At 68.1% G+C, this 26015-nt stretch carries 27 protein-coding genes; 10 read left to right on the forward strand and 17 right to left on the reverse strand.

Annotation, left to right across the window (positions count from 1 at the left end):
* Window positions 1–67 precede the first annotated feature (67 nt).
* Window positions 68–619 carry a DinB family protein gene (locus tag H0B56_RS15740; RefSeq protein ID WP_180893813.1) on the reverse strand — a complete coding sequence of 184 codons (552 nt, stop codon included), beginning with the start codon at window positions 617–619 and terminating at the stop codon, window positions 68–70.
* A 254-nt stretch (window positions 620–873) separates the two neighbouring features.
* On the opposite strand from H0B56_RS15740, the gene H0B56_RS15745 reads away from it, so the two are divergent.
* Window positions 874–1518, forward strand: coding sequence for a class I SAM-dependent methyltransferase (locus H0B56_RS15745; RefSeq protein WP_180893891.1), 645 nt, complete (start codon window positions 874–876; stop codon window positions 1516–1518).
* Here the strand turns inward: H0B56_RS15745 and H0B56_RS15750 are convergent.
* The 7 genes from H0B56_RS15750 to hsaA form a co-directional block, all read right to left on the reverse strand.
* Window positions 1494–2585, reverse strand: a complete 1092-nt coding sequence (locus H0B56_RS15750) for a prenyltransferase (protein WP_180893814.1) — start codon at window positions 2583–2585, stop codon at window positions 1494–1496. The genes H0B56_RS15745 and H0B56_RS15750 overlap by 25 nt on opposite strands.
* Window positions 2572–3303 carry a methyltransferase domain-containing protein gene (locus H0B56_RS15755; RefSeq protein ID WP_180893815.1) on the reverse strand — a complete coding sequence of 244 codons (732 nt, stop codon included), beginning with the start codon at window positions 3301–3303 and terminating at the stop codon, window positions 2572–2574. The genes H0B56_RS15750 and H0B56_RS15755 overlap by 14 nt, the downstream gene beginning before the upstream one ends.
* Window positions 3297–4550 carry a glycosyltransferase gene (locus H0B56_RS15760; protein WP_180893816.1) on the reverse strand — a complete coding sequence of 418 codons (1254 nt, stop codon included), beginning with the start codon at window positions 4548–4550 and terminating at the stop codon, window positions 3297–3299. Before H0B56_RS15760 ends, H0B56_RS15755 begins: the two co-directional genes overlap by 7 nt.
* Window positions 4551–4723: 173 nt before the next feature.
* Entirely contained in the window at window positions 4724–5305 is a 582-nt protein-coding gene (hsaB, locus tag H0B56_RS15765; protein ID WP_180893817.1) for a 3-hydroxy-9,10-secoandrosta-1,3,5(10)-triene-9,17-dione monooxygenase reductase subunit, read from the reverse strand.
* A gap of 43 nt (window positions 5306–5348) precedes the next feature.
* The gene (gene hsaC / locus H0B56_RS15770; protein WP_180893818.1) at window positions 5349–6254 is read right to left on the reverse strand and encodes an iron-dependent extradiol dioxygenase HsaC; all 906 of its coding nucleotides are present in this window, start codon (window positions 6252–6254) and stop codon (window positions 5349–5351) included.
* 94 nt (window positions 6255–6348) lie between these two features.
* Window positions 6349–7197 carry a 4,5:9,10-diseco-3-hydroxy-5,9,17-trioxoandrosta-1(10),2-diene-4-oate hydrolase gene (gene hsaD, locus H0B56_RS15775; RefSeq protein WP_180893819.1) on the reverse strand — a complete coding sequence of 283 codons (849 nt, stop codon included), beginning with the start codon at window positions 7195–7197 and terminating at the stop codon, window positions 6349–6351.
* A gap of 12 nt (window positions 7198–7209) precedes the next feature.
* Window positions 7210–8388 carry a 3-hydroxy-9,10-secoandrosta-1,3,5(10)-triene-9,17-dione monooxygenase oxygenase subunit gene (gene hsaA / locus H0B56_RS15780; protein WP_180893820.1) on the reverse strand — a complete coding sequence of 393 codons (1179 nt, stop codon included), beginning with the start codon at window positions 8386–8388 and terminating at the stop codon, window positions 7210–7212.
* Between the two features lie 388 nt (window positions 8389–8776).
* On the opposite strand from hsaA, the gene kstD reads away from it, so the two are divergent.
* From kstD to hisS, 6 genes are all read left to right on the forward strand, one after another.
* Window positions 8777–10477 carry a 3-oxosteroid 1-dehydrogenase gene (kstD, locus tag H0B56_RS15785; protein WP_180893821.1) on the forward strand — a complete coding sequence of 567 codons (1701 nt, stop codon included), beginning with the start codon at window positions 8777–8779 and terminating at the stop codon, window positions 10475–10477.
* Window positions 10474–11628, forward strand: a complete 1155-nt coding sequence (locus tag H0B56_RS15790) for a 3-ketosteroid-9-alpha-monooxygenase, oxygenase component (protein WP_180893822.1) — start codon at window positions 10474–10476, stop codon at window positions 11626–11628. The genes kstD and H0B56_RS15790 overlap by 4 nt, the downstream gene beginning before the upstream one ends.
* Before the next feature lie 5 nt (window positions 11629–11633).
* A complete protein-coding gene (locus tag H0B56_RS22615) occupies window positions 11634–11987 on the forward strand; it encodes a hypothetical protein (protein ID WP_246361215.1) in 354 nt (117 codons plus the stop codon).
* A 44-nt stretch (window positions 11988–12031) separates the two neighbouring features.
* On the forward strand, window positions 12032–13096 hold the full coding sequence (locus tag H0B56_RS15800) for a ferredoxin--NADP reductase (protein WP_180893893.1): 1065 nt from the start codon (window positions 12032–12034) through the stop codon (window positions 13094–13096).
* A 10-nt stretch (window positions 13097–13106) separates the two neighbouring features.
* Entirely contained in the window at window positions 13107–13964 is an 858-nt protein-coding gene (locus H0B56_RS15805) for a MaoC/PaaZ C-terminal domain-containing protein (protein ID WP_180893823.1), read from the forward strand.
* Window positions 13965–14119: 155 nt separating this feature from the next.
* Window positions 14120–15406 carry a histidine--tRNA ligase gene (gene hisS / locus H0B56_RS15810; protein WP_180893824.1) on the forward strand — a complete coding sequence of 429 codons (1287 nt, stop codon included), beginning with the start codon at window positions 14120–14122 and terminating at the stop codon, window positions 15404–15406.
* Between the two features lie 12 nt (window positions 15407–15418).
* Here the strand turns inward: hisS and H0B56_RS15815 are convergent, their stop codons facing one another.
* The 4 genes from H0B56_RS15815 to H0B56_RS15830 are packed head-to-tail and all read right to left on the reverse strand — an operon-like array spanning window position 15419 to window position 18826.
* Complete coding sequence (locus tag H0B56_RS15815) at window positions 15419–17182, reverse strand: asparagine synthase-related protein (protein WP_180893825.1); 1764 nt, start codon at window positions 17180–17182, stop codon at window positions 15419–15421.
* Window positions 17183–17196: 14 nt separating this feature from the next.
* Window positions 17197–17940 carry a lasso peptide biosynthesis B2 protein gene (locus H0B56_RS15820; RefSeq protein WP_180893826.1) on the reverse strand — a complete coding sequence of 248 codons (744 nt, stop codon included), beginning with the start codon at window positions 17938–17940 and terminating at the stop codon, window positions 17197–17199.
* On the reverse strand, window positions 17933–18085 hold the full coding sequence (locus H0B56_RS15825) for a hypothetical protein (RefSeq protein WP_180893827.1): 153 nt from the start codon (window positions 18083–18085) through the stop codon (window positions 17933–17935). Before H0B56_RS15825 ends, H0B56_RS15820 begins: the two co-directional genes overlap by 8 nt.
* A 60-nt stretch (window positions 18086–18145) precedes the next feature.
* A complete protein-coding gene (locus H0B56_RS15830; protein ID WP_180893828.1) occupies window positions 18146–18826 on the reverse strand; it encodes a hypothetical protein in 681 nt (226 codons plus the stop codon).
* A gap of 685 nt (window positions 18827–19511) precedes the next feature.
* On the opposite strand from H0B56_RS15830, the gene H0B56_RS15835 reads away from it, so the two are divergent.
* The 3 genes from H0B56_RS15835 to H0B56_RS15845 all read left to right on the forward strand — a co-directional run bounded on the left by H0B56_RS15835 (window position 19512) and on the right by H0B56_RS15845 (window position 21485).
* Window positions 19512–20744: an XRE family transcriptional regulator gene (locus H0B56_RS15835; protein ID WP_180893829.1), complete on the forward strand. Its 1233-nt coding sequence runs from the start codon at window positions 19512–19514 to the stop codon at window positions 20742–20744.
* Between the two features lie 29 nt (window positions 20745–20773).
* Window positions 20774–20929, forward strand: a complete 156-nt coding sequence (locus H0B56_RS15840; RefSeq protein ID WP_180893830.1) for a hotdog family protein — start codon at window positions 20774–20776, stop codon at window positions 20927–20929.
* 94 nt (window positions 20930–21023) lie between these two features.
* Window positions 21024–21485 (forward strand): carboxymuconolactone decarboxylase family protein, encoded by a 462-nt coding sequence (locus H0B56_RS15845; RefSeq protein WP_180893831.1) that lies wholly within the window; start codon window positions 21024–21026, stop codon window positions 21483–21485.
* 3 nt (window positions 21486–21488) lie between these two features.
* On the opposite strand, the gene H0B56_RS15850 is transcribed toward H0B56_RS15845, so the two are convergent.
* From H0B56_RS15850 to H0B56_RS15870, 5 genes are all read right to left on the reverse strand, one after another.
* Window positions 21489–22127 carry a DUF5134 domain-containing protein gene (locus H0B56_RS15850; RefSeq protein WP_180893832.1) on the reverse strand — a complete coding sequence of 213 codons (639 nt, stop codon included), beginning with the start codon at window positions 22125–22127 and terminating at the stop codon, window positions 21489–21491.
* Window positions 22128–22214: 87 nt separating this feature from the next.
* Window positions 22215–23387, reverse strand: coding sequence for a thiolase C-terminal domain-containing protein (locus H0B56_RS15855; RefSeq protein WP_180893833.1), 1173 nt, complete (start codon window positions 23385–23387; stop codon window positions 22215–22217).
* On the reverse strand, window positions 23384–23821 hold the full coding sequence (locus tag H0B56_RS15860) for a MaoC family dehydratase (protein ID WP_180893834.1): 438 nt from the start codon (window positions 23819–23821) through the stop codon (window positions 23384–23386). Before H0B56_RS15860 ends, H0B56_RS15855 begins: the two co-directional genes overlap by 4 nt.
* A complete protein-coding gene (locus H0B56_RS15865) occupies window positions 23818–24825 on the reverse strand; it encodes a bifunctional MaoC family dehydratase N-terminal/OB-fold nucleic acid binding domain-containing protein (protein WP_246361216.1) in 1008 nt (335 codons plus the stop codon). The genes H0B56_RS15860 and H0B56_RS15865 overlap by 4 nt, the downstream gene beginning before the upstream one ends.
* Window positions 24822–26015 (reverse strand): acyl-CoA dehydrogenase family protein, encoded by a 1194-nt coding sequence (locus tag H0B56_RS15870; protein ID WP_180893835.1) that lies wholly within the window; start codon window positions 26013–26015, stop codon window positions 24822–24824. Before H0B56_RS15870 ends, H0B56_RS15865 begins: the two co-directional genes overlap by 4 nt.

Here is a 26015-nt window from a genome sequence, read left to right on the forward strand (position 1 = left end):
GAAGGTGACATCGGGTTCTTAGAAGGAGCCGGATGTCACCTTCGGCTCCTACCCCTGCCGGGGTGGGTCATCCCGCCTGGCTGCGGATGTCCTCACGGTGGTGGACCATCTCGTGCAGGGTGTGCATGGCCAGCCACCGCAGCGTCCGCGGGCGGTCGTCCGGCCAGTTGTAGTTCAGCGTGCGCGACCAGTCCTGCGGTCCGAGCCTGGCGAGCACGCCCGTGAACAGGCGGGCGAACTCGGTGAGCTGACGTGCCACATCGACCGGGTGCTGCTCGGCGTAGCCATCGTGCTCGACCCGTTCCTCGCGGCCCATCCGCTCGATATCGGGGCACTCCACCACGCGCGCACGCAACGCCCGCTCCCGCTGCACGATGAGGACGTCGCGCATATGACACGCGTACTCCAACCGCGACCAGGTGCCGGGATCGGGCCGCACGCGCAGCGCCGCCGCGTCCGTACCCTCCAACAGCGACACGACCTCGGCCACGGTCGCGACGATGCGCTCGCCTGCCTCGGCGAACGCGGTCTCGTCGTAGTCGGCCACCTGTTGATCATCGGTCACCTCGGGTTCGGTGTCCGTCGAGACCACGAATCCGCAGCCAGCACAGCGAGTCATGCCGATCATCCTAGGCGCGCGCACCACCCCGTGCCCACACAACGAGCGAGTAGCGGGGCGCCCAAGGTGACCTTGGCTCCATAGAAGGAGCCGAGTGTCACATTGGGCTCCCACCTGCCCGCGCCGGCGCGGCACACTACGATGAGGCGCGTCCGCAGCGGCGGGTTCCCCGGACTCGCCCTGCCGGTCCCGCGCTGCCCGTCCCGCCCTGCCGGTCCCGCGCTACCAGCGACGAAAGGCGACCCCTCGTGCCGATGCCCGACGAGCTGATCGACCACGCCGTGCGCGCGCCCGGCTTCATGCCCAGCGAGGAAGGGGTCGCGCTCTACGAGGCGGCACGCGAGCACCTCGCGGGCGGGCTCGCCGTGGAGATCGGCAGCTACTGCGGCAAGTCCACCGTCTTCCTCGCGGCCGCCGCGCGCGAGGCCGGCGGCACGGTCGTCACCGTGGACCATCACCGCGGCTCGGAGGAACACCAGCCGGGCTGGGAGTACCACGACCCGGAACTGGTGGACGCGCGTTCCGGCAGGCTGGACACGCTCGCCGCGTTCCGCCGCACGATCACCGATGCCGAGCTGGAGGACCACGTCGTGGCGGTGGTGGGCCGGTCGGACGCGGTGGCGGCGTTCTGGCGCACGCCCATCACGTTCCTGTTCGTCGACGGCGGGCACAGCGAGGAAGCGGCACAGGCCGATTACGCGGGCTGGGCGCCCTGGGTCGCACCGGACGGTGTCCTGGCGATCCACGACGTCTTCCCCGACCCTCGCGACGGGGGCCGCCCGCCGTACCACGTCTACCGGCGTGCCATCGACAGCGGAACGTTCACCGAGGTCTCCGCGACCGGCTCACTGCGGGTGCTGCGCAGGGTGAGCGGTCAGCCGGGCGCGCCGGTGGCGTAGAGGCTGCGGCAGCCACAGCGGGTGCCGTCGATGGCGAGCCCGGTCGGCAGCTCGTCCGCCCGGAAGATGTCGCTGGCGGGCGTGGTCCCCGACAGCGCGTCCGCGGCCAGCACCACGGCGGCTCCGGTCCAGGTAGTGCGCTCCTCGGGCCACCGCTTGTCGTCGGAGTACACCAGGCCGGTCCAGTACGAGCCGTCCGGGTCCCGCAGGTGCTGCATCGCGGCGAGCAGGTCCCTCGCGAGGTCCACCTCGCCCACCGCGTCGAGGCTCAGCGCCAGCTCGCACGTCTCCGCACCGGTGACCCACGGGTGGTCGTCCACGCAGCGCGCGCCGAGCTCGTCGAGCACGAAATGCCGCCAGCGTTCCCACAGCCGGTCCCGCCCGGCCTGGCCGCGCAGGACTCCGCCGAGCACCGGGTAATACCAGTCCATCGAGTACCTGCGTTTGTCCACGAAGGAGTCCGGGTGATGGCGCAACGCGTGCGCGAGCCTGCCGAGAGCCACCTCCCACTCCGGCTGCGGCCGGTCCACGTACGTGGCGAGCGCGAGGGCGCACCGCAGGCTGTGGTGGATGCTCGAACACCCGGACAGCAACGCCTCCGGCAGGATCCCGCCGTTCTGGTCGCCTGCCCAGTAGATCTCCCCCCGCTCGGCCTGCAGCCCGAGCACGAAGTCGATGGCCTGCCGCACAACGGGCCACATCCGGTGCGCGAAATCCGCGTCACCGGTGACCCGCAGGTGGTGCCATACGCCGACGGCGATGTAGGCGCAGAAGTTCGTGTCCGCGCCCGCGTCCTCCACCACGCCCTCACGCACCTGCATCGGCCATGACCCGTCCGCACGCTGGGTGCGCCGCGACCACTCGTAGGCGGCTTCGGCCTCGGCACGCAACCCGCCCGCGCTGAGCGCCATAGCGGACTCGACGTGGTCCCAGGGATCGACATGGCCACCCGTGAACCACGGGATCGCCCCTGAGGGTTCCTGGGTCGCGGCGATGGACCGGACGGTGGCCAGTACCGCGGACGGGGTGAGGATGCCCGGTACGCACGGGACGTTACCGGGGGCCAACCGGAACCTCCTGCTTGACCAGGTAGACGGCCACGCTCTTGCCGAGCACCGGATCGAGGACGCGCTCGGCGCCGCGGGTCAGCCACGGTCGGCTCATCATATCCCACACCAGCAGGCGATGATACGCCTTGACCAGCGGGTTGTCCTCGTTGTCCACGCCGACCGCGCACTTGAGCCACCAGTACGGCGAGTGCAGGGCGTGCGCGTGGTGCTGGTGCACCGGGCTCAGCCCGGCCGAGCGCAGCCGTTCGGTCAGCTGAGTCGCGCGGTAGATGCGCACGTGCCCGCCCTCGACTTCGTGGTAGGCGTCCGACAGGGCCCAGCACACCCGCTCGGGCAACCACTTCGGCACCGTCACCGCTGCCGTCCCGCCGGGCCGCAGGACCCTGGCCAGCTCCCAGATGGCCTTGTCGTCCTCGGGGATGTGCTCGAGGATCTCGGAGGCGATCACGCGGTCGAACGAGGCGTCCGGGAACGGCAGCTCCAGCGCGTCCCCGGCCACCGTGCTCGCCGATGCCGTATCGGGAACCTCACCGGCCTCGGACATCGCGGCGAACATCTCCTCGACGGCGTCCAGCTCCGCGCGGTCCTGGTCGAACGCGACGACCTCGGCGCCGCCCCGGTACGCCTCGAAGGCGTGCCTGCCCGCCCCGCACCCGAGGTCCAGCACGCGGTCGCCCGGCCGCATCCCCAGCTGCTCGAAGTCCACTGTCAGCACGTGCTCGCTCCCTTTCCGCTCCGGGCTCTGTCGATCGCCTCCGCGTAGCACTCCGCGGTCGCCGCGGCCACCGACGTCCAGCTGTACCGGTCCACCGCACGGCGCCTGCCGGCCTCGCCGAGCCGCCGTGCGCGCTCCGGGTCGTCCAGCAGGCTCGCCAGCCGCTGCGCGAGGGCCTCGGTGTCGCCCGGCGGTGCCAGCAGAGCACACTCCCCGTCGCCGCCGACGACCTCTGGCAACGCGCCCGCGTCGCTGACCACGAGCGGGGTGGCGCAGGACATGGCTTCCACGGTCGGCAGCGAGAACCCCTCGTACAGCGAGGGCACGCACGCCACCTCGGCGGATCCCAGCAGCGTGGCGAGCTCGGCGTCGTCGATACCGCTGACGGTATGCACGATGTCGCCGATGGCGAGGTCCTCGATCAGCCGTTCCGTCGGACCGCCCTTGGTCAGCTGCGTCACCACGGTCAGCTCGACCGCCCGCTCGGTACGCAGCTTGGCCACGGCCTCGAGGAGATGGCGCACCCCCTTGAGCGGGACGTCCGCGCTGGCCACCGCCACGATCCTGCCGGGAACCCGCTGGCTGCGGGAGGGCCGGAACAGCGAGGTGTCCACCCCGAGCGGGACCGTGCGGATCTGCTCGGCAGGCACCCCGAAGTCGTTCGCGATGTCCTCGGCCGAGCTGCGCGAGACCGTGATCACGTCGTCCAGCTGGCGTGCCACGCGTGCCTGCATCCGGACGAACCCGTACCAGCGCCGGACAGCCAGCTTGCGCCGCAGTGGCGCCGCCGCGAGGTCCGCCGTGCGGTCCTGGGTGATGGGGTGGTGCACGGTGGCCACCAGCGGGGTTCCCGACTCGCGCAGCGGCAGCAAACCGGAGCCGAGGCTCTGGTTGTCGTGCACCACGTCGAACTCGTCCGCCCGGGCGCGCAGCATCCTGGCCACCCGCATACTGAACGTCAGCGGCTCGGGGAAGCCCGCCGTCCACATCAACCCGAGCTCGAGCAGGTCGATGCCGTCGCGGATCTCGCTCGGGCGCGGTGTGCGGAACGGGTCCGACTCGCGGTAGAGGTCCAGGCTGGGCACCTTGGTCAGCTCGACTCCGGGGTCGAGCTCCGGATACGGCTGCCCGGAGAAGACCTCCACCTCGTGCCCCAGCTCGGCGAGGCCCCTACTCAGGTACCGAACGTAGACTCCCTGACCCCCACAGTGCGGTTTACTCCGGTAGGACAGCAGTGCGACACGCACGGTTCACCTCCCACCCACGCAGCCGCGCACCGCATGCTGCCACGGGCCGCTTCTCATCGTCGTTGACACACCCACAGTCGGCGAGTACCACCGATCAGCGTAACCTACCGGCGAGTTTAGAACATGTTCTCTACCACAGTAGGCGACTGTGACGACGGCTACACCGGACCGGCCTAGACCCAGTCGTCCGGGCCGGGCCAGGTGAGAAACGCTGTCAGGTGCTCGGGTGCGGGCGCGGCCTCACCGCGCTCCAGCCCGATCGCGGCATACCGGCCACGGTAGAACAGCAGCGGGCGGTCTTCGGCGATCTCCCCGAGCTCGCGCACCCTGCCGACGACGATGAAGTGGTCCCCCGCGTCGTGCACCGTCTCCACCGCACAGTCGATCCAGGTCAGCGCGCCGTCGAGGATGGGGGCACCGGACTCCGCGCGCGTCCAGTCGACCCGGGAGAACCGGTCGTCGCCCGGGGAGCCGAACACCGTGCTCACGTCCCGCTGGGACTCGCCGAGCACGTTCACCGCGAAGTACCCGGCGGCTTCGATGACCGGCCACGCACGCGAGGCCTTTCCGGGACAGAAGAGGATGTAGGGCGGGTCCAGCGAGAGCGCGGCGAACGACTGGCACGCGAACCCGGCGGGACCGTCCGCCCCGTAGCCGGTGACGACCGTCACACCGGTACAGAAATGCCCGAGCACCGTACGGAACCGGGCCGCGTCCACGGCCGCCTCCTGTCCGGTTGCTGCCTGTGCAGTCATATCCCCTGCCCTCACTGCTCGTTGCCGCGCATCGCGACGTGCCCTACTGGTTGCGCCAGCCGACGCTGAAGTCGTGTCCCCAGAGACTCACCGCGGTGCTCTCCCGCGCGATCCAGGTCTCGTCCGAGACCTGCCTGCCCTCGCAGCCGAACTCGACGTCGAACCCGCCGGGGGTCTTCATGTAGAACGACAGCATCAGGTCGTTGACGTGCCTGCCGAGCGTGGCCGACATGGGCACCTTGTGCTTCTCCGCGCGATCCAGGCACAGCCCCACGTCATCGGTGTTCTCCACCTCGATCATCAGGTGCACGATTCCGCTCGGGGTCGGCATCGGCAGGAACGCGAGGCTGTGGTGCCGCGGGTTACACCCGAAGAACCGCAACCACGCGGGGGCGTCGTCGGCGGACCGGCCGACCACCTCGGGCGGGAACCGCATGGAGTCGCGCAGCCGGAACCCGAGCACGTCGCGGTAGAAGCGCAGCGAGGACTCGTCGTCGTGAGTGGACAACACGACGTGCCCGAGCCCCTGCTCGCCCGTGACGAACCGGTGGCCGTGCGGGCTGACGACCCGGTCGTGCCGCAGCGCGATGCCGTGGAAGGCCTCCAGGGTGTTGCCCGTCGGGTCGGTGAAGCTGATCAGCTCGTCGACACGGCGCTCGGCGAGCTCGTCCGCCGTTCCCTCCTTGTAGGCGACACCTGCCGCCTCCAGCCGCTCCCGGATCTCTTGCAGCTCCCCGGCGTTGGCGACCTCCCAGCCGGCCTGCGCGAGCCGGTCGGTCTCCCCCGGCACGATCACCAGCCGCGCGGGGAACTCGTCCATCCGCAGGTACAGCGCGTCCGGGTCGGCCCCGGACCCCTCAACGAGGCCGAGCACCTCCAGCGCGTACTCGCGCCACGCCGCCATGTCGGTGGCCTCGATCCGGAGGTAACCGAGCGATCGAATGCCCATCACACACCACTCCTCATGTCTCGTGTGGCTCACGCAGGGTCGTTCAGGGGTCGTTTTCGGGGGCCGCCTCAGGAGCCGTTCAGGGGAGGGGCCGTCACGGGTCGGACAGGAAGTCCGTGGCGAGCCGGTTGAACTCCTCGAACTTCTCCAGCTGCGCCCAGTGACCGCAGCGCCCGAACACGTGCAGCTGCGCCCTGGGGATCGTTTTCAGCGCCATCAGCGCGCCGTCCAGCGGGTTGACCCGGTCCTCCCGGCCCCAGACGAGCAGCACACGCTGCCGCAGCCGGTAGGCCTCGCGCCACAGCATGCCGCGTTCGGCCTCGTCGGCACGCATGAACGACTCGCCCATGGCCTTCATGGCCGCCATCGACTCCGGTGTGCTCGCCGCCGCGTACCGCTCCTCGACCAGTTCCGGGGTGATCAGCGACTGGTCGTAGACCATGACGCGCAGGAACTGCTCCAGCTTGTCCTTGCTCGGCCCCGGAGGCGCCGCGAAGTCGGCGAGCTTCTGCACGCCCTCAGTCGGGTCGGCCGAGAACACGTTCACGCTCAACCCGCCGGGCCCCATCAGCACCAGCCTGCCCGCACGGTCCGGGTAGTCCAGCGCGAACCGCACGGCGGCGCCACCGCCGAGGGAGTTGCCGATCAGGTGGACCCTGCCGATGCCGAGCGTGTCGAGCAGGCCCGCGAGCGCGCTCGCGCTGTGCGTGAAGTACTGCGGGTGCTCGGTCGGCTTGTCCGAGCGCCCGAACCCGGGCTGGTCCACAGCCAGCACGTGGAACTTCTTGGCCAGCTCCGGGATGTTGCGCGCGAAGTTGCTCCACGCTGAGGCCCCTGGACCGCCGCCGTGCAGCAGGACGACCGTCTCGTCGTGCTCGGTACCCGCCTCGTGGTAGTGCAGCCGGAGGCCGTCGCGTGCCTCGGCGTAGCTGCCTTCGGTCATGAACCGGCCCTCCTAGACCATCGAGTCCTTGACGCGCTGACCGAACTCGGCGGTGCCGAACATGGTGTACGCCCGCTCCGGGTCGTTGGCCGCGTGCACCCGTCCGGCGTGCGCGTCCCGCCAGAACCGCTGGATCGGCGTACCGGACTTCAGTGCCCGTCCCCCGGAGTTCTCGAAGAGCCGGTCGATGGCCGCGATCGCGCGTTCGGTGCCGCGCACCTGGTCGCGGCGCACCCGCACGCGCGAGGAGAACGGGATCTTCTCACCGGCGCAGGCATGCTGGTACAGCTCGTCGATGTTGTGGGTCAGCTGCAACCACGCGGCGTCGATCTCGCTGGCGGCCTCGGCGATGCGCACCTTGGCGAACGGGTCGTCCTTGGACTCCTCACCGGCATAGGCCGCACGCACCCTGCTGCGCTGGTGTTCCACGTGGGCGTCGTACGCGCCCTGGGCCATACCGATGATCGGCGCGGTGATGGTGCTGGGATGCACGGAGCCGAACGGGAGCCGGTACAGCGGGCCCGGGTTGACTTCCTGACCAGGCACCTCGCACTTGGACATGGGGATGAAGCTCAGCACGCGGTGCTCGGGGACGAAGACGTCGTCGACGATGATGTCGTTGCTGCCCGTCCCGCGCAGGCCGACGGTGTCCCACACGTCGTCGATGGCGTAGTCACTGTTCGGCAGCAGGTACGTGCAGAAGTCGACGGCGTTGCCCTCGGAGTCGAACGCCGGCCCACCGAGCAGTACCCAGGTGGCGTGGTCGCACCCCGAGGAGAAGTTCCAGCGTCCGGACAGCCGGTACCCACCGTCGACGAGCTGGGCCTTGCCCATCGGCGCGTAGGAGGAGGAGATCCGCGTGTCGGTGTCCGCGCTCCACACCTCCTCCTGTGCCCTGCCGTCGAACAATCCCACGTGCCACGGGTGCACGCCGAGGATCGACGCGACCCATCCGGTCGAGCCGCACGCGCTTGCAACACGTTTTACCGCGCTGAAGAAGCTGACCGGGTCGGCCTCGTAGCCCCCGTGGCGCTTCGGCTGGAGCAGCTTGAAAAAGCCCGTCTCCTGCAGCGCCTTGATCGACTCGTCCGGAATCCGCCGGGCATCCTCTGTGTCCTGGGCCCTTTCGCGCAGCACCGGAAGCACGTCGTCGATGCTGGCTAGCACCTCGCCGGCAGTGTTGTCAGCCATGAATGCCCCTGTTCGTCAACCGTTGCAGCCTTCGCGGCGAGGAGTTCCCGACCTCGCGTCGCTCTGCACCCAGACTAGAACATGTTCTCGTTTTTGTCGATAGCGGACCCCGGAGCGCCCCTCGGCGCGGCGCGAGACCCGGGCGTCGCGGATCAACGGGAGCCCTGGATGCCCGGACCCGCCGCGCGGTGCGTCCCCGTCCCTGCCAGTGGGACACCATCTAGAACTGAAACACGTTCTCGTTTATGGTGACCCTGGAACCACTGCGGCCCTAGCAGTGAAGGATGGAGTCCACCGGGTTGAATATTGTAACCTGTTTCAGAAAGCACGCTGAGGGCGCGCGGGTAGGCAGCGCGGGCACACGGCCCGGGCAGGCTTAAGGAGCGGCATGCAAGAGTTCGACGTCATCGTCGTGGGCAGCGGCGCGGCCGGGATGACGGCAGCGCTCGCGGCGGCGCACAGCGGGCTGTCGGTGCTCGTCGTCGAGAAGTCAGGCACGTTCGGCGGGTCGACCGCGCGCTCGGGCGGCGGTGTCTGGATCCCGGACAACGAGGTACTGCGGGAGGCCGGGATCACCGACAACCCGGACGACGCGAAGGCCTACCTCGAACACATCATCGGCACCGACGTAGACCCCGAGCGCATCGACACCTACCTGGAGCGCGGCCCCGAGGTGCTGTCCTTCCTGCTGCGCAGCACCCCGCTGCGGATGCGCTGGGTGCCGCACTACTCGGACTACTACCCGGAGGCGCCCGGCGGCCGGGCGCACGGGCGCTCGGTCGAGCCACGACCGTTCGACGGAACACGGCTCGGCGCCGAGCTTGCCAACCTGGAACCGGACTACGGCAAGGCGCCGCTGAACGTCGTGATCACCCAGGCAGACTTCCGCTGGCTCAACCTCATCTCGAGACATCCCCGTGGCCCGCTGCGCGCACTGCGCGTCGGTATGCGCTGGTTCGGCGCGAAACTGCTGCGTAAGAAACTGCTCGGCAGGGGTCAGGCGCTGGCGGCCGCACTGCGGCGGGGCCTGCACGACGCGGGTGTACCGCTGTGGCTGAACACCCCGCTCGTCGAGCTGACCCAGCAGGACGGCGAGGTCACCGGAGTCGTCGTGCGCAGCGAGGGCAGCGAGCTGACCCTGCGCGCGCGGCACGGTGTGGTGCTCACCACAGGCGGCTTCGAGCACAACGAGACCATGCGCAAGCAGCACCAGCGCGAGCCGATCGGCACCGAGTGGTCCGTGGGCGCCAAGTCCAACACCGGCGACGGCATCCGCGCCGGGCAGGACGTCGGCGCCGCCGTCGAGTTCATGTCCGACGCCTGGTGGGGGCCATCGATCCCGCTGACCGGTGGCCCGTGGTTCTGCCTCGCCGAGCGCTCGCTGCCGGGCAGCCTCATGATCAACGACCGCGGCGCGCGCTTCGTGAACGAGTCGGCTCCTTACGTCGAGGCCGTACACGCCATGTACGGGGGGCCGCGCGGCCAGGGCGACGGGCCCGCGGAGAACATCCCGACCTGGATCGTCTTCGACCAGCGCTACCGCAACAGGTACGTCTTCGCCGGTGTCGGCCCCAGGCAGAAGCTGCCCGGCCGCTGGTTCAAGGCAGGGGTCGTGCAGAGCGCACCCACCGTCGCCGAGCTGGCCGAGCGCATCGGCGTGCCCGCGGATGCGCTGGAGGCCACCATCGAGCGGTTCAACGGCTTCGCGGCAGCGGGTGAGGACGCCGACTTCGGCCGCGGGCGCAGCGCCTACGACCACTACTACGGCGACCCCCGCAACCGGCCCAACCCCAGCCTGGCCCCGCTCGAGGTCGCCCCGTTCTACGCGGTGAAGATGGTGCCGGGCGACCTCGGCACCAAGGGTGGCCTCCGCACGGACGCGCGGGCGCGGGTGTTGCGCTCCGACGGCACGCCCATCGGCGGGCTCTACGCCGCGGGCAACGCCAGTGCTCCCGTGATGGGGCACACCTATGCTGGCCCGGGAGCGACGATCGGGCCCGCCATGGTTTTCGGGTACCTCGCAGTACACGACATCGCGAGCACGGGCTCCGCCGCGCTCAGCGAGCAACGCAACGGAGGGATGGAATGAGCTCCCAGTCGAACACCGCCGAGACCCCGTTCCGCACGATCGACAGTGGCGAGCTACCGGACCGGTTCGCCCGCGGCTGGCACTGCCTCGGGCTGACCGAGCATTTCGCCGACGGCAAGCCACACGCCATCAACGCCTTCGGTACGAAGCTGGTGGTCTTCGCGAGCAGCGATGGCACCATCAACGTCCTCGACGGGTACTGCAGGCACATGGGCGGTGACCTCACGCAGGGCGAGGTCAAGGGTGACGAGATCGCCTGCCCCTTCCACGACTGGCGCTGGGGCGGTGACGGCAAGTGCAAGTCCATCCCGTACGCGCGCCGCATCCCGCTGCGTGCCCGCACACGGTCGTGGCCGACGCTGGAGCGGAACAAGCAGCTGTTCGTGTGGAACGACCCTGAGGGCAACCCGCCGCCCGAGCACGTCACGATCCCGCAGATCGAGGGCGTGGGCAGCGACGAGTGGAGCAACTGGACCTGGAACTCGGTGTACATCGAGGGCTCCAACTGCCGCGAGATCGTGGACAACGTCGTGGACATGGCGCACTTCTTCTACATCCACCACGCCTTCCCCACCTACTTCAAGAACGTGTTCGAGGGCCACATCGCCTCGCAGTACCTCAACACCAAGGGCAGGCCGGACAAGGGGATGGCGTCCAACTACGGCGGGGAGGAGAACCTGCTGCGCTCCGAGGCGCACTACTACGGCCCCTCGTACATGATCAACTACCTGCACAACACCTATAAGGGCCTCGAGATCGAGAACGTGCTGATCAACTGCCACTACCCGGTCACGGCGAACTCGTTCGTGCTGCAGTGGGGCGTGATGGTCAAGAAGCTGCCCGGTGTGGACGACGAGCAGGCCGACAACATCGCAGGCAAGTTCGCCGAGAGCATCGGTGAGGGCTTCATGCAGGACGTGGAGATCTGGAAGAACAAGGCGCGCATCGACAACCCCTTGCTCTGCGAGGAGGACGGTGCCGTCTACCAGCTGCGGCGCTGGTACGAGCAGTTCTACGTCAACGCCGACGAGGTCACCGAGGACATGACCAAGCGCTTCGAGTTCGAGGTGGACACCACCCGCGCCAACGAGGCGTGGGAGGCGGAGGTCGCCGAGAACCTGGCGAACCGGCAGCAGGAAGCAGGAGTCTGACGGCGTTGACCTCGAAGTCCTCGGAGATCGATACCCCCGGCGCGGCGACCACGTTCGGCAGGGCGACCACGCGCGCCGACACGCTCGCCGACCGCCGGTCCTACCTCGTCGACGGGCTCGCCCCGGTGTCCTGCGACACGTGCGGGACCGAGGTACTGGTGCGCAAGAACAGCACCAAGCACACCAGTATCCAGTGGACGACCGACCCGGCCCGTAGCTGCCCGATCTACGCCGAGCAGGCGTCCCGGGGCGAGAACACCGCGCTGCTGGACACCTGCGAACGGCTGACCGCGAGCATCGCGCGCGCGGTCGAGACCGGGCGGATCCGCGTCGGCTCACCGGAGGAGGGTGCGTCGTGAGCGAGCAGCTCCAGGCCGAGGCCGGTGCCGCCGCCGAGCCCGCGCTGGCGGGCGAGCGGGTGCACCGGCTGCGGGTCAGCGGCACCGTCGCCGAGACCCACGACGCGCGGTCGATCGTGTTCGAGGTACCGGTAGGTGAGGCCGAACGGCTCACCTACCGGCCGGGACAGTTCCTCACCCTGCGCGTGCCGAGCGAGCGCACCGGCTCGGTGGCCCGCTGCTACTCGCTGTCCAGCGCACCCCACAGGGGCGGCGAACTCAAGGTCACCGTCAAGCGCGTCGAGGACGGGTACGCGTCGAACTGGCTGTGCGACAACGTCACCGAGGGCATGGAGCTGGACGTGCTCGAGCCTGCCGGGGTGTTCACCCCGAAGTCGCTCGACTCGGACCTGCTGATGTTCGCCGGTGGCAGCGGGATCACCCCGGTGATGTCCATTGTGCTGTCCGTGCTCGAGCGCGGCACGGGCACCGTCTCGCTCGTCTACGCCAACAGGGACGAGCGTTCGGTCATCTTCGCCGAGGAGCTGGCCGAGCTCGCCGCCGCCTACCCGGACCGGCTCACCGTGGTGCACTGGCTGGAGTCGGTGCAGGGCCTGCCGACGGCGGCGGGCCTTCGGGCACTGGCACGGCCGTGGACAGGCAGGGAGGCGTTCATCTGCGGGCCGGGTGCCTTCAAGGAGGTCACCGCGCAGGCCCTGCGAGACCTGGACGTCCCGTCCAACCGCATCCACATCGAACGGTTCGTGTCCCTGTCCCGCAACCCGTTCGAGGAGTCCGCGACCGGTGATACGGCAGGCGAAGCAGGGGCCGGTTCCGGGACCAAGAGCGACGCCGCGCCTGCCGCGCTCGAGGTAGAGCTGGACGGCGAGCGCAACACCTTCGCCTGGCCGCGTTCCAAGAAGCTGCTGGACTTCCTGCTGGAGAACGGTGTCGACGCGCCGTACTCCTGCCGCGAGGGCGCCTGCAGCGCGTGCGCGTGCCGGGTGACCTCCGGCGAGGTCAAGATGCTCAACAACGACGTGCTCGAGCCGGTCGACCTGGACGAGGGAATCGTGCTGGCCTGCCAGTCCCTCCCGGTGACCGACTCGGTATCGGTCAGCTACGAGTGAGGAGGGGCCCATGCCCATCGACCCCGCTACCGCGATCGGAGCCGACCTCGGCGAGACGAGCTTCTCCTGGGGCTCCTCCGATGTGCTGCTGTACCACCTCGGCATCGGCGCCGGGACGCACCCGGACGACCCCACCGAGCTGCGCTACACGTACGAGCGGGACCTCCGGGTGCTGCCGACCTTCGCGACGGTAGCGGCGACCATGCACGAGACCGAACCGCCGCAGGTCTCGTTTCCCGGCGTGGAGATCGACCTCGCCAAGGTGGTGCACGGCAAGCAGGAGATCGTCGCGCACCGCCCGCTGCCCGCGGAAGGCAAGGCGCGGGCGCGCGGGCGCATCGCGGACGTGCAGGACAAGGGCAAGGCCGCGGTGATCGTGCAGGAGACCGAGGTGACCGGCGAGGCGGGCGAACCACTCTGGACCGCTCGTTCCAGCATCTTCGCCAAGGGTGAGGGCGGCTTCGGCGGCGAACGGGGACCGTCGGAGTCGGTGGAACTGCCGGACCGCGCACCCGACGAGGTCATCGACACCGCCACGCTCGGCCAGCAGGCCCTGCTGTACCGGCTGTGCGGCGACCGCAACCCGCTGCACATCGACCCGGAGTTCGCGAAAGCCGCCGGGTTCGACGCACCGATCCTGCACGGGCTGTGCACCTACGGCATGGTCGCCAAGGCGGTCACCGGCGCGGTGCTGGGCGGCGACCCGGACAGTGTGGCCTCCTGGTCGGCCCGGTTCGCGGGCATCGTGCTGCCCGGGGAGACGCTGCGCACCAGCATCTGGGACACCGGACGGCGCTACCTGGTCAGCACCGTGGCCGTGGAGCGCGACGCACCGGTCCTCGCCGACGGGGTGCTCACCGCGCGCTGAGATCGGAGCCGACCAGGACGTTCGGTTCATGCCATGCAGCCACCGCGGGACAGCGACGGCTCACCTACGATGGTGGCTGCGTGGCCACCCGCCATCATGGGGCTGGCTATCACGCACAGTACCCATTACCGGCTGGTGAGATACGAGGCACTCAGGTGAAGATCGACAACAGTCCCGCCCGTGGCACACGCGATCTCCTGCCCGATGCGGTGGCCGCGCGCGACCATGTCGTCGGGCTTATCCAGGACGTGTATCGCCGGTTCGGCTACCGGCGTATTGAGACGCCTGCGCTGGAGCGGATCGAGCGGCTGACCGGTGGTCAGGGCGGCGAGAACGAAAAATTGATCTTCCAGATCCTGCGTCGGGGCCTGGGCTCGGAGCTGCCTGCCGGTACCGATCCGAGCGAGCTTGTCGACCTGGGGTTGCGCTTCGACCTGACGGTCCCGTTGGCGCGTTACTACAGCCAGTATCGATCGGAGTTGCCGCAGCCGTTCCGGTCATTCCAGTTCGGCCCTGTCTGGCGCGCCGAGCGCCCTCAGAAGGGCCGGTACCGGCAATTCCACCAGTGCGACATCGACCTGATAGGCGAGCAAAGCGTACTTGCCGAAGTCGAATTGATCGAGGCTACGACTCAGGCGCTGGCGGCTGTCGGGTTGAGCGGTACCACCGTGCGGCTGTCCGACCGTCGTCTGCTGGCCGCGCTCGCCTCGGCGTGCGGCGTGCCCGATGATGCGCAGCCCGGCTTTTTCATCACCTTGGACAAGCTTGACAAGATCGGCTGGGACGGTGTGATGGAGGAGTTGCGCGACCAGCGTGGTGTGGCAACCGAGGTGGTCGAGCGAGTACGTAGCGCGATCGACTCACTCATTGAAGCACCGGCAGGCAAGGTGGTCGATGTGCTGGCGGACGTCGTTCCGACAACGCCCGAACACGTCTCGCGCGACCTCGCTACCACGATATCCTGCTTGGAACAGCTTCCCGCACAAACGGTGCGATGGACGTTCGACCCGACAATGGTGCGCGGGATGGGCTATTACACCGGCCAGATCTTCGAGATCAGCCACCCCGCCGCCGCTGGCTCAATCGCTGGTGGTGGTCGCTACGACGAGTTGATCGGCCGCTTCCTCGGAACGGATGTTCCCGCCTGCGGGTTCTCCATCGGATTCGAGCGCATCGTGGAGCTGATCGCGGCCCCGGCTCGTGACGATCACGTCGCCGTCCTGTACGACGCCGACGTCGTCCCGGTCGAGCACGCACTCGGTGTCGCTCGGCGCCTCCGCGGTGACGGACGCACGGCATCAGTCATTCGCCGCAGTGGCAAACTGCCCGCACAGCTAGACCGCCTCGGAAGCACGCACGTGACTTCGTTCATACACGTGCAGACCGAGCACGATGTCCACGAGCTCCCACCGGAGCGGGAACTGCGGGGCGACACCGAATAAGCGGCAACACAGCTATGACCACGATCGTAGCCACAGCTCCGCGCACAGTAGATTGACCAGCGGCCACATTTCCCCGGTGTGCCCGAGTGCGGCGGTGGATACTGCATCGAGTGCGTTCCTGCGATCGATGATGTTCTGCTGACCGAGGAGCCCGTCGCCAACGAGCTCCCGTACCGAGGCGACGTTGGCGCGAATGCCTCGTTGCCATGTGGCGGTATGTTCGCCTTTGTCGCAGCGACGCACCACCTGATCCGGAAGGCGATCGCACATGGCCGCGCGCAGGAGCTTACGGTCCCTGTATGCGTCGATCATCGCATCAACCCGGGTTCGCAGGCCGAGCTCGACCAATGGTTGTGACACCAAGGGGTACGCTGTTCGTGCCGCGTAGTGACCAGTACGTCCCACACCGATGGCACAGCTGAGCAGCGCCAGCTCGAAGGCTTGTGCAGCCTTACCCGCAGGCAGCGCCGTCCGCGCGACTCCATACACCTCACGTGGAGGGGTCAGCGGCTCTACAGCCTCACGGCTGAGCCATACGGGCCAGTCAGCACCTGCGGAGAGTGAAGCGATCGGTGCGGAACTACCTCGATGCCGAGCCAGTCTCCACCGAGCAAGATGCTCCATCAGCCGTGCCATCGGAATCCCCGTGCGCCAGCTGACCGCTACCACCTGGCGGGACGCATCGCGGATCCCGGAGTTGTGCAGATAGTCGTGCAGGTACCACGGCCAACCGGGTCGAGCGACGAAGACGTGATCACCACCGGTGCCGGACATGATCACGTGACAGCCGTGTCGTTCAGCGATCTTTTGGTGTGCGGCTGTGAGCGACTGCCATGCGCACGTCGCTGTCGGTGCGTCCCAACGATCTCTCCAGGAAGTGACCGGGGTTAGAGGTAGCGCCTGACTGGCGTCGATGACGTCGAGCTCGATTCCGAGGTGCCGTGCGATGCCGCGAGCGTAGCTACGTTCGTCAGCCAGGGCCGACTCGGAATGATGAAAATGCCCACCTATGACTCGTCGACCGCTTGCGACCAGTGATTGAGCGATGACGGCGGAGTCGAGCCCTCCGGAGAGCTCCACGTATACCGTCTCAGCATCCCCTGCCCAGGTGTTGACGCACGCATCTACCCGGTGACGCAGCGACTGAGGGGAAGGCGGACGGCCGCTTGCGTCGGCGACCGAGAACGGAGTCCACCGCATGTGCTCGTTGCGGTCGTACGACGTTACTTCCAGACTCCGTCCTGGCAGTAGCCTGCTCACGCCTGTCAAGCCCGTCGCGCAGGTCGGTAGGTTGCCGTGGATGAGGTAGTGGCCAAGGTACGACCAATCGAATCCGGGCTGGTGTCCCGCCAGTTCGATCAGCTCGGCCAGGCGCGAGGCAAACACGATACCGGACTGATAAGGCATCCAGTAGAAGGTTCTGAAACCGACGTGGTCGACCTGCAGCACCAGCCGCTGCGCATCCGCGGTCAGTGCCGCATACGCACCCCAGGTTCGATCAATGAACTCTGTGGCCGCCTCAACCTGGGTGAACCTGAGTTGATACGTGTGAGTATGCGAGGACACTTGATACCCGGCCAGCCACCCGATGACGACACCAAGCCGCGTATTCTGCGTATCGCAGATCTGATACATGCCCTCCGAAATGCCAGAACTCGACGAGACGGCCCAGGCGCATCCTGGAATATCGGCTGCCGGAGTGTATCTACTCAGAAGGGAAAGACGTTCCCATATGTGAGGGTCGTCCTGAACTCCCCAGTATCCGATGAGTTCCATATCTCTCGTTCTACTTAGATCGAAACGATTCGAGCCAGTCCGCTGGACACTTCCACACGATCATTGATTACTTCACAATTGAATTCCACCCAGGCATGTGCTATGAAAGGATACTTTTGCACGCCGATGACGAACTCCGCCATAATTCCCAAGTGCCACAAGTGCGTGACCAAGCCCGCTGATCCGCTCAGGCAATGCACTTGCCACGGATACAACGAGCGCGCCCACAGGTGCGCGCGGACCACAGCGGCGACAGCCTGTTCGTGTGCCCTACGCTTCCGGCGAGGGCGCACGGCACGACGCTCGGTCAACCACGTCAGCAATCCCGCGATACCCAGTCGCCTCCTGATCGTCTCCGCGAGATGGAGAGTCCGCACCGACCGGACGACGTCGAGCATCTTGGACGTGGCACCCAACTGCGCCGCGCGGCTTCGGTACGGCATCCACGAGTAGCTCGACACGCCACGGGGATCGGGGGGCACTGGCAGGTAGAATGCCGCGTTCGCCGTAGGTGTTCGTACGAGCAGCCCCTGACGTAGGAGGGCATTCAGGATGAGCTGCTGTTCCTGCGACAGGTATGCGATGTTCCCGCGAAGCGCGGTTCGGGCGACGTGACTCGCGCGCGTATCGAGCGCAAGGTACCGGTCACGCTTCACATCGAGGACAATGAGTTCACCGCGATCGGCTGCAAGATACATTCCAGGCCCCGGGGCCACGCCGAAGCGCGACCCCGGGGTTGCATGGCGCTGATCAGACATGCGATCTCTGCGGAACCCCGGCCTCCGAATGCGGCCCGGCAATTCCCAACGTGAGATCACTGGCAGTGCCGAATTCCGAGATGAATTCATCGGTCTGTGCCACATCATCACTCGCGGAGTACACGAAATCGTCCTGCTCGTTCATGGGATCACCTTCCTCAATTGATATATTTCTCCCTTCACCGGTGCCACGTACTGTTGTTGATCACCGGTGTGAGCCGTACGGCACTTCGTCCGGATTTCTTCGCCTGGGTGTCGCGCGCCGGTCACGATCGCTGTCGCGGTGTGCGCGGTATCCGCCCTCGGCTACGGCGGTGATCACGGCGTCGTAGACGTCTTCAGCCTGGCCGGGGTACCACCCGGCCTGCTCCGGGGTGACGTGCCAGGTGATCGATCCGGCCAGCGTCCGGGTGGGTGGTAGGGGGATCAGCTCGCCCGGCTGGGCCACGGCAAGGTTGGGGACCCCCTCCGGTGGTTCGACATCGGGCGTGATGACGAGTGCGGCCCCGCTGGGACCGACGATCGCGGGACACAAAGGCGTGCCGCGACTGTGACGGGCCAGGGCCTCGGTGGCCAGCCACACCGGCAGGTGCAGCACGGTAAACTGCTCGGCGGCGCGAGCCAGGATGCTGTATGGGGCCAGGGACCACCAGTGCCATACTTGGCGGGGATCGCGCAGGGTGCGCGCCCCGCGCAGCACCGGCACCAACCCTGGGGCCGGATCACCGGTATGCCCCAGCAGATAGCGCGTCCCGTCGCAGCCCGTGCCCGGAAGAACACCCCAGCTATGGGCGGCGTACTCCACGGCGGCTTCCCGCAGCCGGGCATGCTCGGGGTTCCACACAGACCGCGCCTGCAACATGGCCTCCAACGGCACCTGGCTCATGTGCTATCTCCTCCCGTCGTAGTGCTGGGATGGTGGGACGCGGCGAGCCCGACCGCGTGAGGGGAAGCCGAGGCAGATCGAGCCCGCCGCGAGCCTGCGAACTCGGCCGGGCTCACCGTCCTGCCGGATCGGAACACGCTGGCCAGCGCCACCAGCAGCTGTCGCGGACTGACACGTCGGCGAGGCGACTGGAACGCCTCGGCAGGCGACCTGAGCTCCTGAGCACACGCCGGACAGGTCGGGAGGGCGTCAGCGATCATCGGAGCGGCAACGAACCGCACACCACACACCGCCCGATGCACCCCATTACGCCGGGCTAACGCCTCAGACATCACCCCACAGGTCACTGCGTGATCTACAGTCCCCGCCGCGACAGTCACCCACACCACCCGCCAGCACCGCGACGCCAGAGGATCGTGTGAATGGGCTCGTTCAGTACCTATCCGATACCGACTGGTTCCGTCAGCACGCTCCGTATTGAGCCGCACTGGAATCGCAGCTAGCTCGTTCGCTTCCCATCGCATGCCGACTACGATTCCTCAGCGGCGAACGATCACACAGTGTTGAAAGAAGTGACATTTGAGTGATGTGGTGATGCGGCTGTATCACCGGTACATCACCTCGCCACGCGTCACCTGTCACTGGCACACTCGGTGGTCAGGTCACGGCTTCCAGGGGAGATGTGATGTCCAACGAGTTGCCTGCGTGGTCACAGCGCATCCGCTCGCTCCGGGAGGCACGCGGATTTTCGCAGTATGAAGCCGTCCAGTCGATGCGGAAGCACTCCGCGAAGGAGCTACCCGAACAAGACCACTTACTGCGACGCTGGAAAGCGTGGGAACTAGGGGAGAACAAGCCCGGAGTTCAGTACGCTCCTTTGATCGCAGCCGTACTAGGAACAGTCACGGCTGCGCTGTTCCCGCCCGAGCATAGGAACGAGCGCAGACTGGAAGTCCTGAGCGCTACCGGGATGGACACCCTGGAAATCGTCAGCAGACTGAGTTCCTCGGATGTTACCGACTCCACGCTCGACGGCGTCCGCATCACCATTGACAAGCTCTGCTCCGACTACCCCTACATGCCGCCTGACCACCTCATCGCTGAAGGTCGCCAATGGCTTCGACGCATTGTTGAGTTGCAAGAACAACGGCTCACGTTCCGCCAACGTAAGGAGACGTTAGAGCTCGCAGGATGGCTCGCCCTGCTGGTCGGCTGCCTCGAACACGACACCGGCGATCGTCGCGCCGCCGAAGCCACCAGGAAGATGGCCCTGAAGGTCGGTACGGACGTCAATCATGGCGGCATCCTTGGCTGGGCTCACGAGATGCGCGCATGGTTCGCGTTAACCGCGGGTGACTACCGGGGGGTGCTCGCGGCAACCGACGCGGGGCAGGAAGCGGCGGGTGGCCACAGTGTGAAGGTGCAGCTGCTCGCGCAGGAAGCCAAGGCATGGGCACGCATGGGCCGCGCGAGGGAGATGGAAGCTGCCCTGGAGAAGGGCCGTACGCTCCTTGAATCCTTACCCTATCCGGAGAACACAGACCATCATTTCGTCGTTGATCCTGCCAAGTACGACTTCTATGTCATGGACTGCTACCGCCATGTCGGCGGTGACCGTCTCGCTCGTACGCTTGCCGATCACGTCATCCGTACCAGTACGGACTTCGACGGGCACGAGCGAAAGCCCATGCGCGTCGCCGAGGCATGGATCACTCATGGTGTCGCTGCTGCCAGAGACGGCGAGCTCGACGAAGCAGTCTCGTATGGTCGGCGCGCACTCACCGGTGGCCGGAAGTCCCTACCGTCGCTAGCGTTGGTAGCCCAAGACCTCGCTTCCGTACTCAACAACCAGTACCCGAAAGAAGCCGAAGCCCAGGCTTACATTGACGAACTGCGCGCGATCCATCGCACAAGTTAACCCCTACACGCGGAGTTCACCCCGACCGGGTGGCCTCCTGGTCGGCCCGGTTCGCGGGCATCGTGCTGCCCGGGGAGACGCTGCGCACCAGCATCTGGGACACCGGCCGACGCTACCTGGTCAACACCGTGGCCGTGGAGCGCGACGCACCGGTCCTCGCCGACGGGGTGCTCACCGCGCGCTGAGCCGCCGCCTGTCACATCCGCGCTCGCCGTCTCGTCCGAAGTAGCGGGCACCGGAACCGGTGCCCGTCACACCGAACGAGGACGGAGGCGCTTCATGCACGCTCGGTTGAGCCTGGAAGAACATCCGGACGCATACGCGGCGATGCTGGGTCTGGAGAAGTACCTGGCACAGAGCCCGCTGCCGAAGCCGACCCTGGAGCTGGTCAAGCTGCGCGCGAGCCAGCTCAACGGTTGCGGCTTCTGCGTGGACATGCACAGCCACGACGCCAAGGCGTCCGGCGAGTCCGACGAACGCCTGTTCGCTGTGGCCGCGTGGCGGGAGGCCCCGTACTTCAGCCCGGCCGAGCGCGCCGCGCTCGCCCTGACCGAGGAGGCCACCAGGCTGGCCCCGGACGGCGTGTCCGACGCCACCTGGTCCGAGGCCACGGCACACTACGACGAGGAGACGCTGGTCGCACTGGTGACCGCGATCGCGACCATCAACGCGTGGAACCGCTTCGGCGTGACCTTCCGGCTGGTCGCGGGATCGCATCGCCGTGCGGGCCAGGGGGCGTGACCGTCAGGCCATCGCCAGCAGCATCCCGGCCATCGCGACGTTCATCGCTGCCCGGGACGACTCCCGTACCCCGCTGCTGAACAGCGCGGGCGCAGGCGGCCGGTGCGAGCCGTTGCCGCCGCGCCCGCGCACGCAGCGCACCCCGCACAGCACGATGTCGACAAGGAAGTAGGTCGCTGCCGCCACCGCCAGCGGCGTCAGCACGAGGGAACCCTCGTGCCCTGCGAGGACGAGCCACGGTTGCGTGTCGTGCCCGGCATGCCCGTCACCCGCCATGCCGGCGAACATGTAGAACATCACCGCGGTGCCGACGGCGTGATGGCCGCACTGGGACCGCACGTGTCCGTGCCCGCAGCCGGGTCCCGCGCGCGCACGCAGCAGGCGGAACCACCGCGCTGCCAGCCATACGGCCGCGACCACGAACACCGCTTCCCAGCCCGCATGCGGTATCGGGCCGCCGACGGGCGAGACCATCGCGAACATCCCGAGCGCCATGAGCACCTCGGCGACCTCGTCGCCGCGGTCGACCTCATGCCGCGGGGGTGCACCCGGGTGCGCCGCCACCAGGCGGTACGCGCTCGGCGCCGCGATCACCAGGAAGTACGCGCTCAGCATCCACAGGACGGGATCCGGTGCGTCCATGAGGCGGGTGCCCTCCGGGTAGCTCCATCAGCACCCGACAGGTTCCCAGGACTCCCCGGTCATACACACCCGGCAATCGGGTGGTGACTACCCGTAGTCGCCGAGCACCAGCCCGCTCGTCGGTACGCCGGTGCCCGCGGTGACCAGCACGTTGCGCGCGCCGGGGACCTGGTTGGCCGCGCTACCCCGGACCTGGCGGACACCTTCGGCGATGCCGTTCATCCCGTGCAGGTAAGCCTCCCCGAGCTGGCCCCCGTGCGGGTTGAGGGGGAGCTTGCCGTGCAGCTCGAGGGTGTCACCGGCGATGAAGTCCTTCGCCTCACCCCTGCCGCAGAAGCCCAGCTCCTCCAGCTGCAGCAGCACGTACGGGGTGAAGTGGTCGTAGAGCACCGCGACGTCCACATCGGAGTGGCTGAGACCGGACTGTTCCCACAGCTGCCTGCCGACCACGCTCATCTCCGGCAGTGCCGCCAGCTCGTCGCGATAGTAGCTGGTCATCACGTACTGGCCGGTGCCGCTGCCCTGCGCGGCCGCCGCGACTTGCACGGGCGTGTGCGGCAGGTCCTTCGCCCGCTCCGCGCTGGTGATCACCAAGGCGATCCCGCCGTCGGTCTCCTGGCAGCAGTCCAGCAGCCGGAGCGGCTCCGCGATCCAGCGGGAGGCCTGGTGATCATCCAGGCTGATGGGCTTGCCGTGGAACCAGGCGTTCGGGTTGGTGGCCGCGTGCTTGCGGTCGACCACCGCGACCCTGCCGAAGTCCTCGGTGGTCGCGCCGTACTCGTACAGGTACCGCTGCGCGGCCATCGCCACGGTCGCCGCCGGGGTGGCGATACCTGCCGGGTAGTGGAAGCTGTTGTCCACACCGGAGGAATTGACCTGCTGGGCTGCCGCGCTGGACACCTGGCCGAACCGTTGCCCGGAGCGTTCGTTGAACGCCCGGTAGGCCACCACCACGTCGGCCGCGCCCGTGGCCACAGCCATCGCGGCCTGCTGCACCGTCGCCGCCGCCGCGCCTCCCCCGTAGTGCACCCGGCTGAAGAAGCTCAGCTCTCCGACGCCGAGCTCGCGTGCCACCGCGATCTCGGCGTTGGCATCCATCGTGAATGTCACCATGCCATCCACATCGGATGGTGCCAGTCCAGCGTCGTCGAGCGCCCCGCGCACGGCCTCGCAGGCCAGCCGAAGCTCGCTACGCCCGGAGTCCTTGGAGAACTCCGTCGCCCCGATCCCGGCGATCGCCGCCTTACCCGCCAGCGTCACGTTGTCACCTCCGGTAGCGCGATCTGTACCGTGCCGGCGACGTGCTCGCCGAGGCTGGACTGCCCGCTGACCTCGATCACGAACCGCTGCTCGCCGTCCACCTCGACCCGCTCGGCGACCCGGCCGGAGAACGTCAGCGTGTCGTGTGCGTAGCAGGGCACCCCGAGCCTGATGTTCACCGACCGCACCAGCGCCTCCGGCCCGGCCCAGTCCGTGACGAACCGCTGCACGAGGCCGGTGTCGGTGAGGATGTTCAGGAAGATGTCCTTCGAGCCGCGCTGCTGCGCGAGATCGCGGTCGTGGTGCACGTCCTGGAAGTCGCGTGTGGCCAGCGCGGTGCTGATCACGAACGTCGGGGTCACCTCGATGCGCAGCTGCGGCAGTTCGGTACCGATGGACACCTGCGAAGCGGAAACCGTACTCGTCCCCGTCATCGGGCCACCTCCCACGCGGGCAGGGTCAGTTCCTCGTCCACACGCAGGAACACGGCACGGACCGGCATACCGATCGACACCTCTCCCGGATCGGCGTCGATCAGCTCGCCGAGCACCCGGACCCCTTCGTCGAGCTCGACGAGCGCGACGACGAACGGCAGTTGCTTACCGGGCACCGGCGGGTTGTGGTGCACGACGTAGCTGTACACGGTGCCGTGCCCGGCCGCGACGACGTAGTCGGGCGTGGCCTCCATCGATCCTCCGGGATCCACCGGCCCGGGCGGGTGCCGGAGGGTGTCACCCCATCGCTGGATGCGCAGCTCACCGACCCGCGTGCCTGCCCAGAAGAACTCCGTGTCGGCCGAGATCACCGGGCGCAGCACGCCCGCCGCGCGTTCCGAGGCGTCGACCACGCGCCCGGAGGGGCCTTGCCACGGTGCCGCACCGGCATCGCCTGCGGTCCCGTCGTCACTGCCCGCCGGCCGGAACTTCAGCACCTTGAACGTCATCTCCGCCACGACCTCGTCGCCGACGAGCCAGCTGGTGCGCGTGGTGACGAAGAAACCCTCGCCGAGCGCGGTCCGCTTCGGACCGACCACGCCGTCCAGCTCGGTACTCGCCGAGACGTGCTCGCCGGGGCTGAGGTAACGGTGGTAGGTCTGCTCGGAGTTGGTGGCCACCACAGAGGTGAACCCCGCCTCGTCCAGCGCGGCCATCATCGCGCCGAGCGGGTCGTCCTCGGCTCGCTGGCCGTGCAGGCCGTTCATCGTCCACACCTGCGCCATGGCAGGCGGGGCGACCAGGCCGCCGTGCACCGAGCTCGCCGCGAACTCCGGGTCGGTGTAGACGGGATTGTCGTCACCCATCGCCTCGACCCAATTGTTGATCATCGCCGTGTTGACGGGGTCCCTGGCCGGCCGGGGCTTCGACCCGCCTCCGGCCGCGATCCGCTCGGCTTTCTCGTGGACGGTCGCCGCGATGTCGCTGTCCATGGTTCCCGTCATCGCGGCACCCTCGGCAGGCCGAGTCCGGTCATCGCGATCAGCTCCCGCTGGATCTCGTTCACGCCACCTCCGAACGTCAGCACCAGGTTCCGTTTGGCCTGCACATCGAGCCAGGTCGCCAGCTCGGCCGTCTCCGGGTCGGACGGGTCACCGTGCCGCGCGACGACTTCCTCGAGAAGGCCGCCCAGCCGCTGGATGCGGTCGGAGCCGAAGACCTTCGTCGCCGAGGCGTCGGCGACATCGACAGGCTTGTCGGCTGTGCCGGCTCCGGCCGAGGCGACCTGCCAGTTCAGCAGCTCGTTGATGCGCAGCGCGGCACGCGTCTCGGCGAGCGCGTCGGCGACGTCGGAGCACTCCAGCAGCGGTGTCCCCATCGGGGTGGAACGCTGGGCCGCCCAGGCGTGCACCCGGTCGTACAGCGCGGCGAGCCGCCCGGCCGGGCCGAGCATGACCCGCTCGTGGTTGAGCTGGGTCGTGATCAGTTGCCAGCCCCGGTTCTCCTCGCCGACGCGCATGCTCGCCGGAACCCGCACATCCGAGAAGTAGGTCGCGTTGACGTGATGCGCCCCGTCGCAGGTGATGATCGGCGTCCAGCTGTAGCCGGGGTCGCGGGTGTCGACGATGAGGATCGAGATGCCCTTGTGCTTGGGTGCCTGCGGGTCGGTACGCACCGCGAGCCAGATGTAGTCGGCGTCGTGCGCCCCGGTCGTGAAGATCTTCTGCCCGTTGACGATGTAGTCGGCATCGTCGGAGTCGCCGTCGCGTACCGCGGTGGTGCGCAACGCGGCGAGGTCGGTGCCCGCCTCCGGCTCGGAGTAGCCGATCGCGAAGTGCACCTCGCCCGCGAGGATGGCGGGCAGGAAACGCTCCTTCTGCTCGGGCGTGCCGTAGGTCTGCAGGGTCGGGCCGACGGTCTGCAGGGTCACCGAAGGCAGCTGCACGTCGGCCCGTGCCGCCTCGTTGACGAAGATCTGCTGCTCCACCGGGCCGAAACCGTGCCCGCCGTACTCCTTCGGCCACCCGACACCGAGCCAGCCGTCGCGTCCCATCCTGCGCACCAGCTCACGGAACACCGGCCCGTGCCGCTCGGTGAGCATCGCGGCGCGCTCCTCATCGGTCATCAGCCCGTTGAAGTACTCGCGCAGCCGTTGTTGCAGCTTGCGCTGCTCGTCGGTCAGTTCGATCCGCAT

Origin of the sequence: Haloechinothrix aidingensis, assembly GCF_013450155.1 — a bacterium.
Taxonomy (GTDB): domain Bacteria; phylum Actinomycetota; class Actinomycetes; order Mycobacteriales; family Pseudonocardiaceae; genus Haloechinothrix; species Haloechinothrix aidingensis.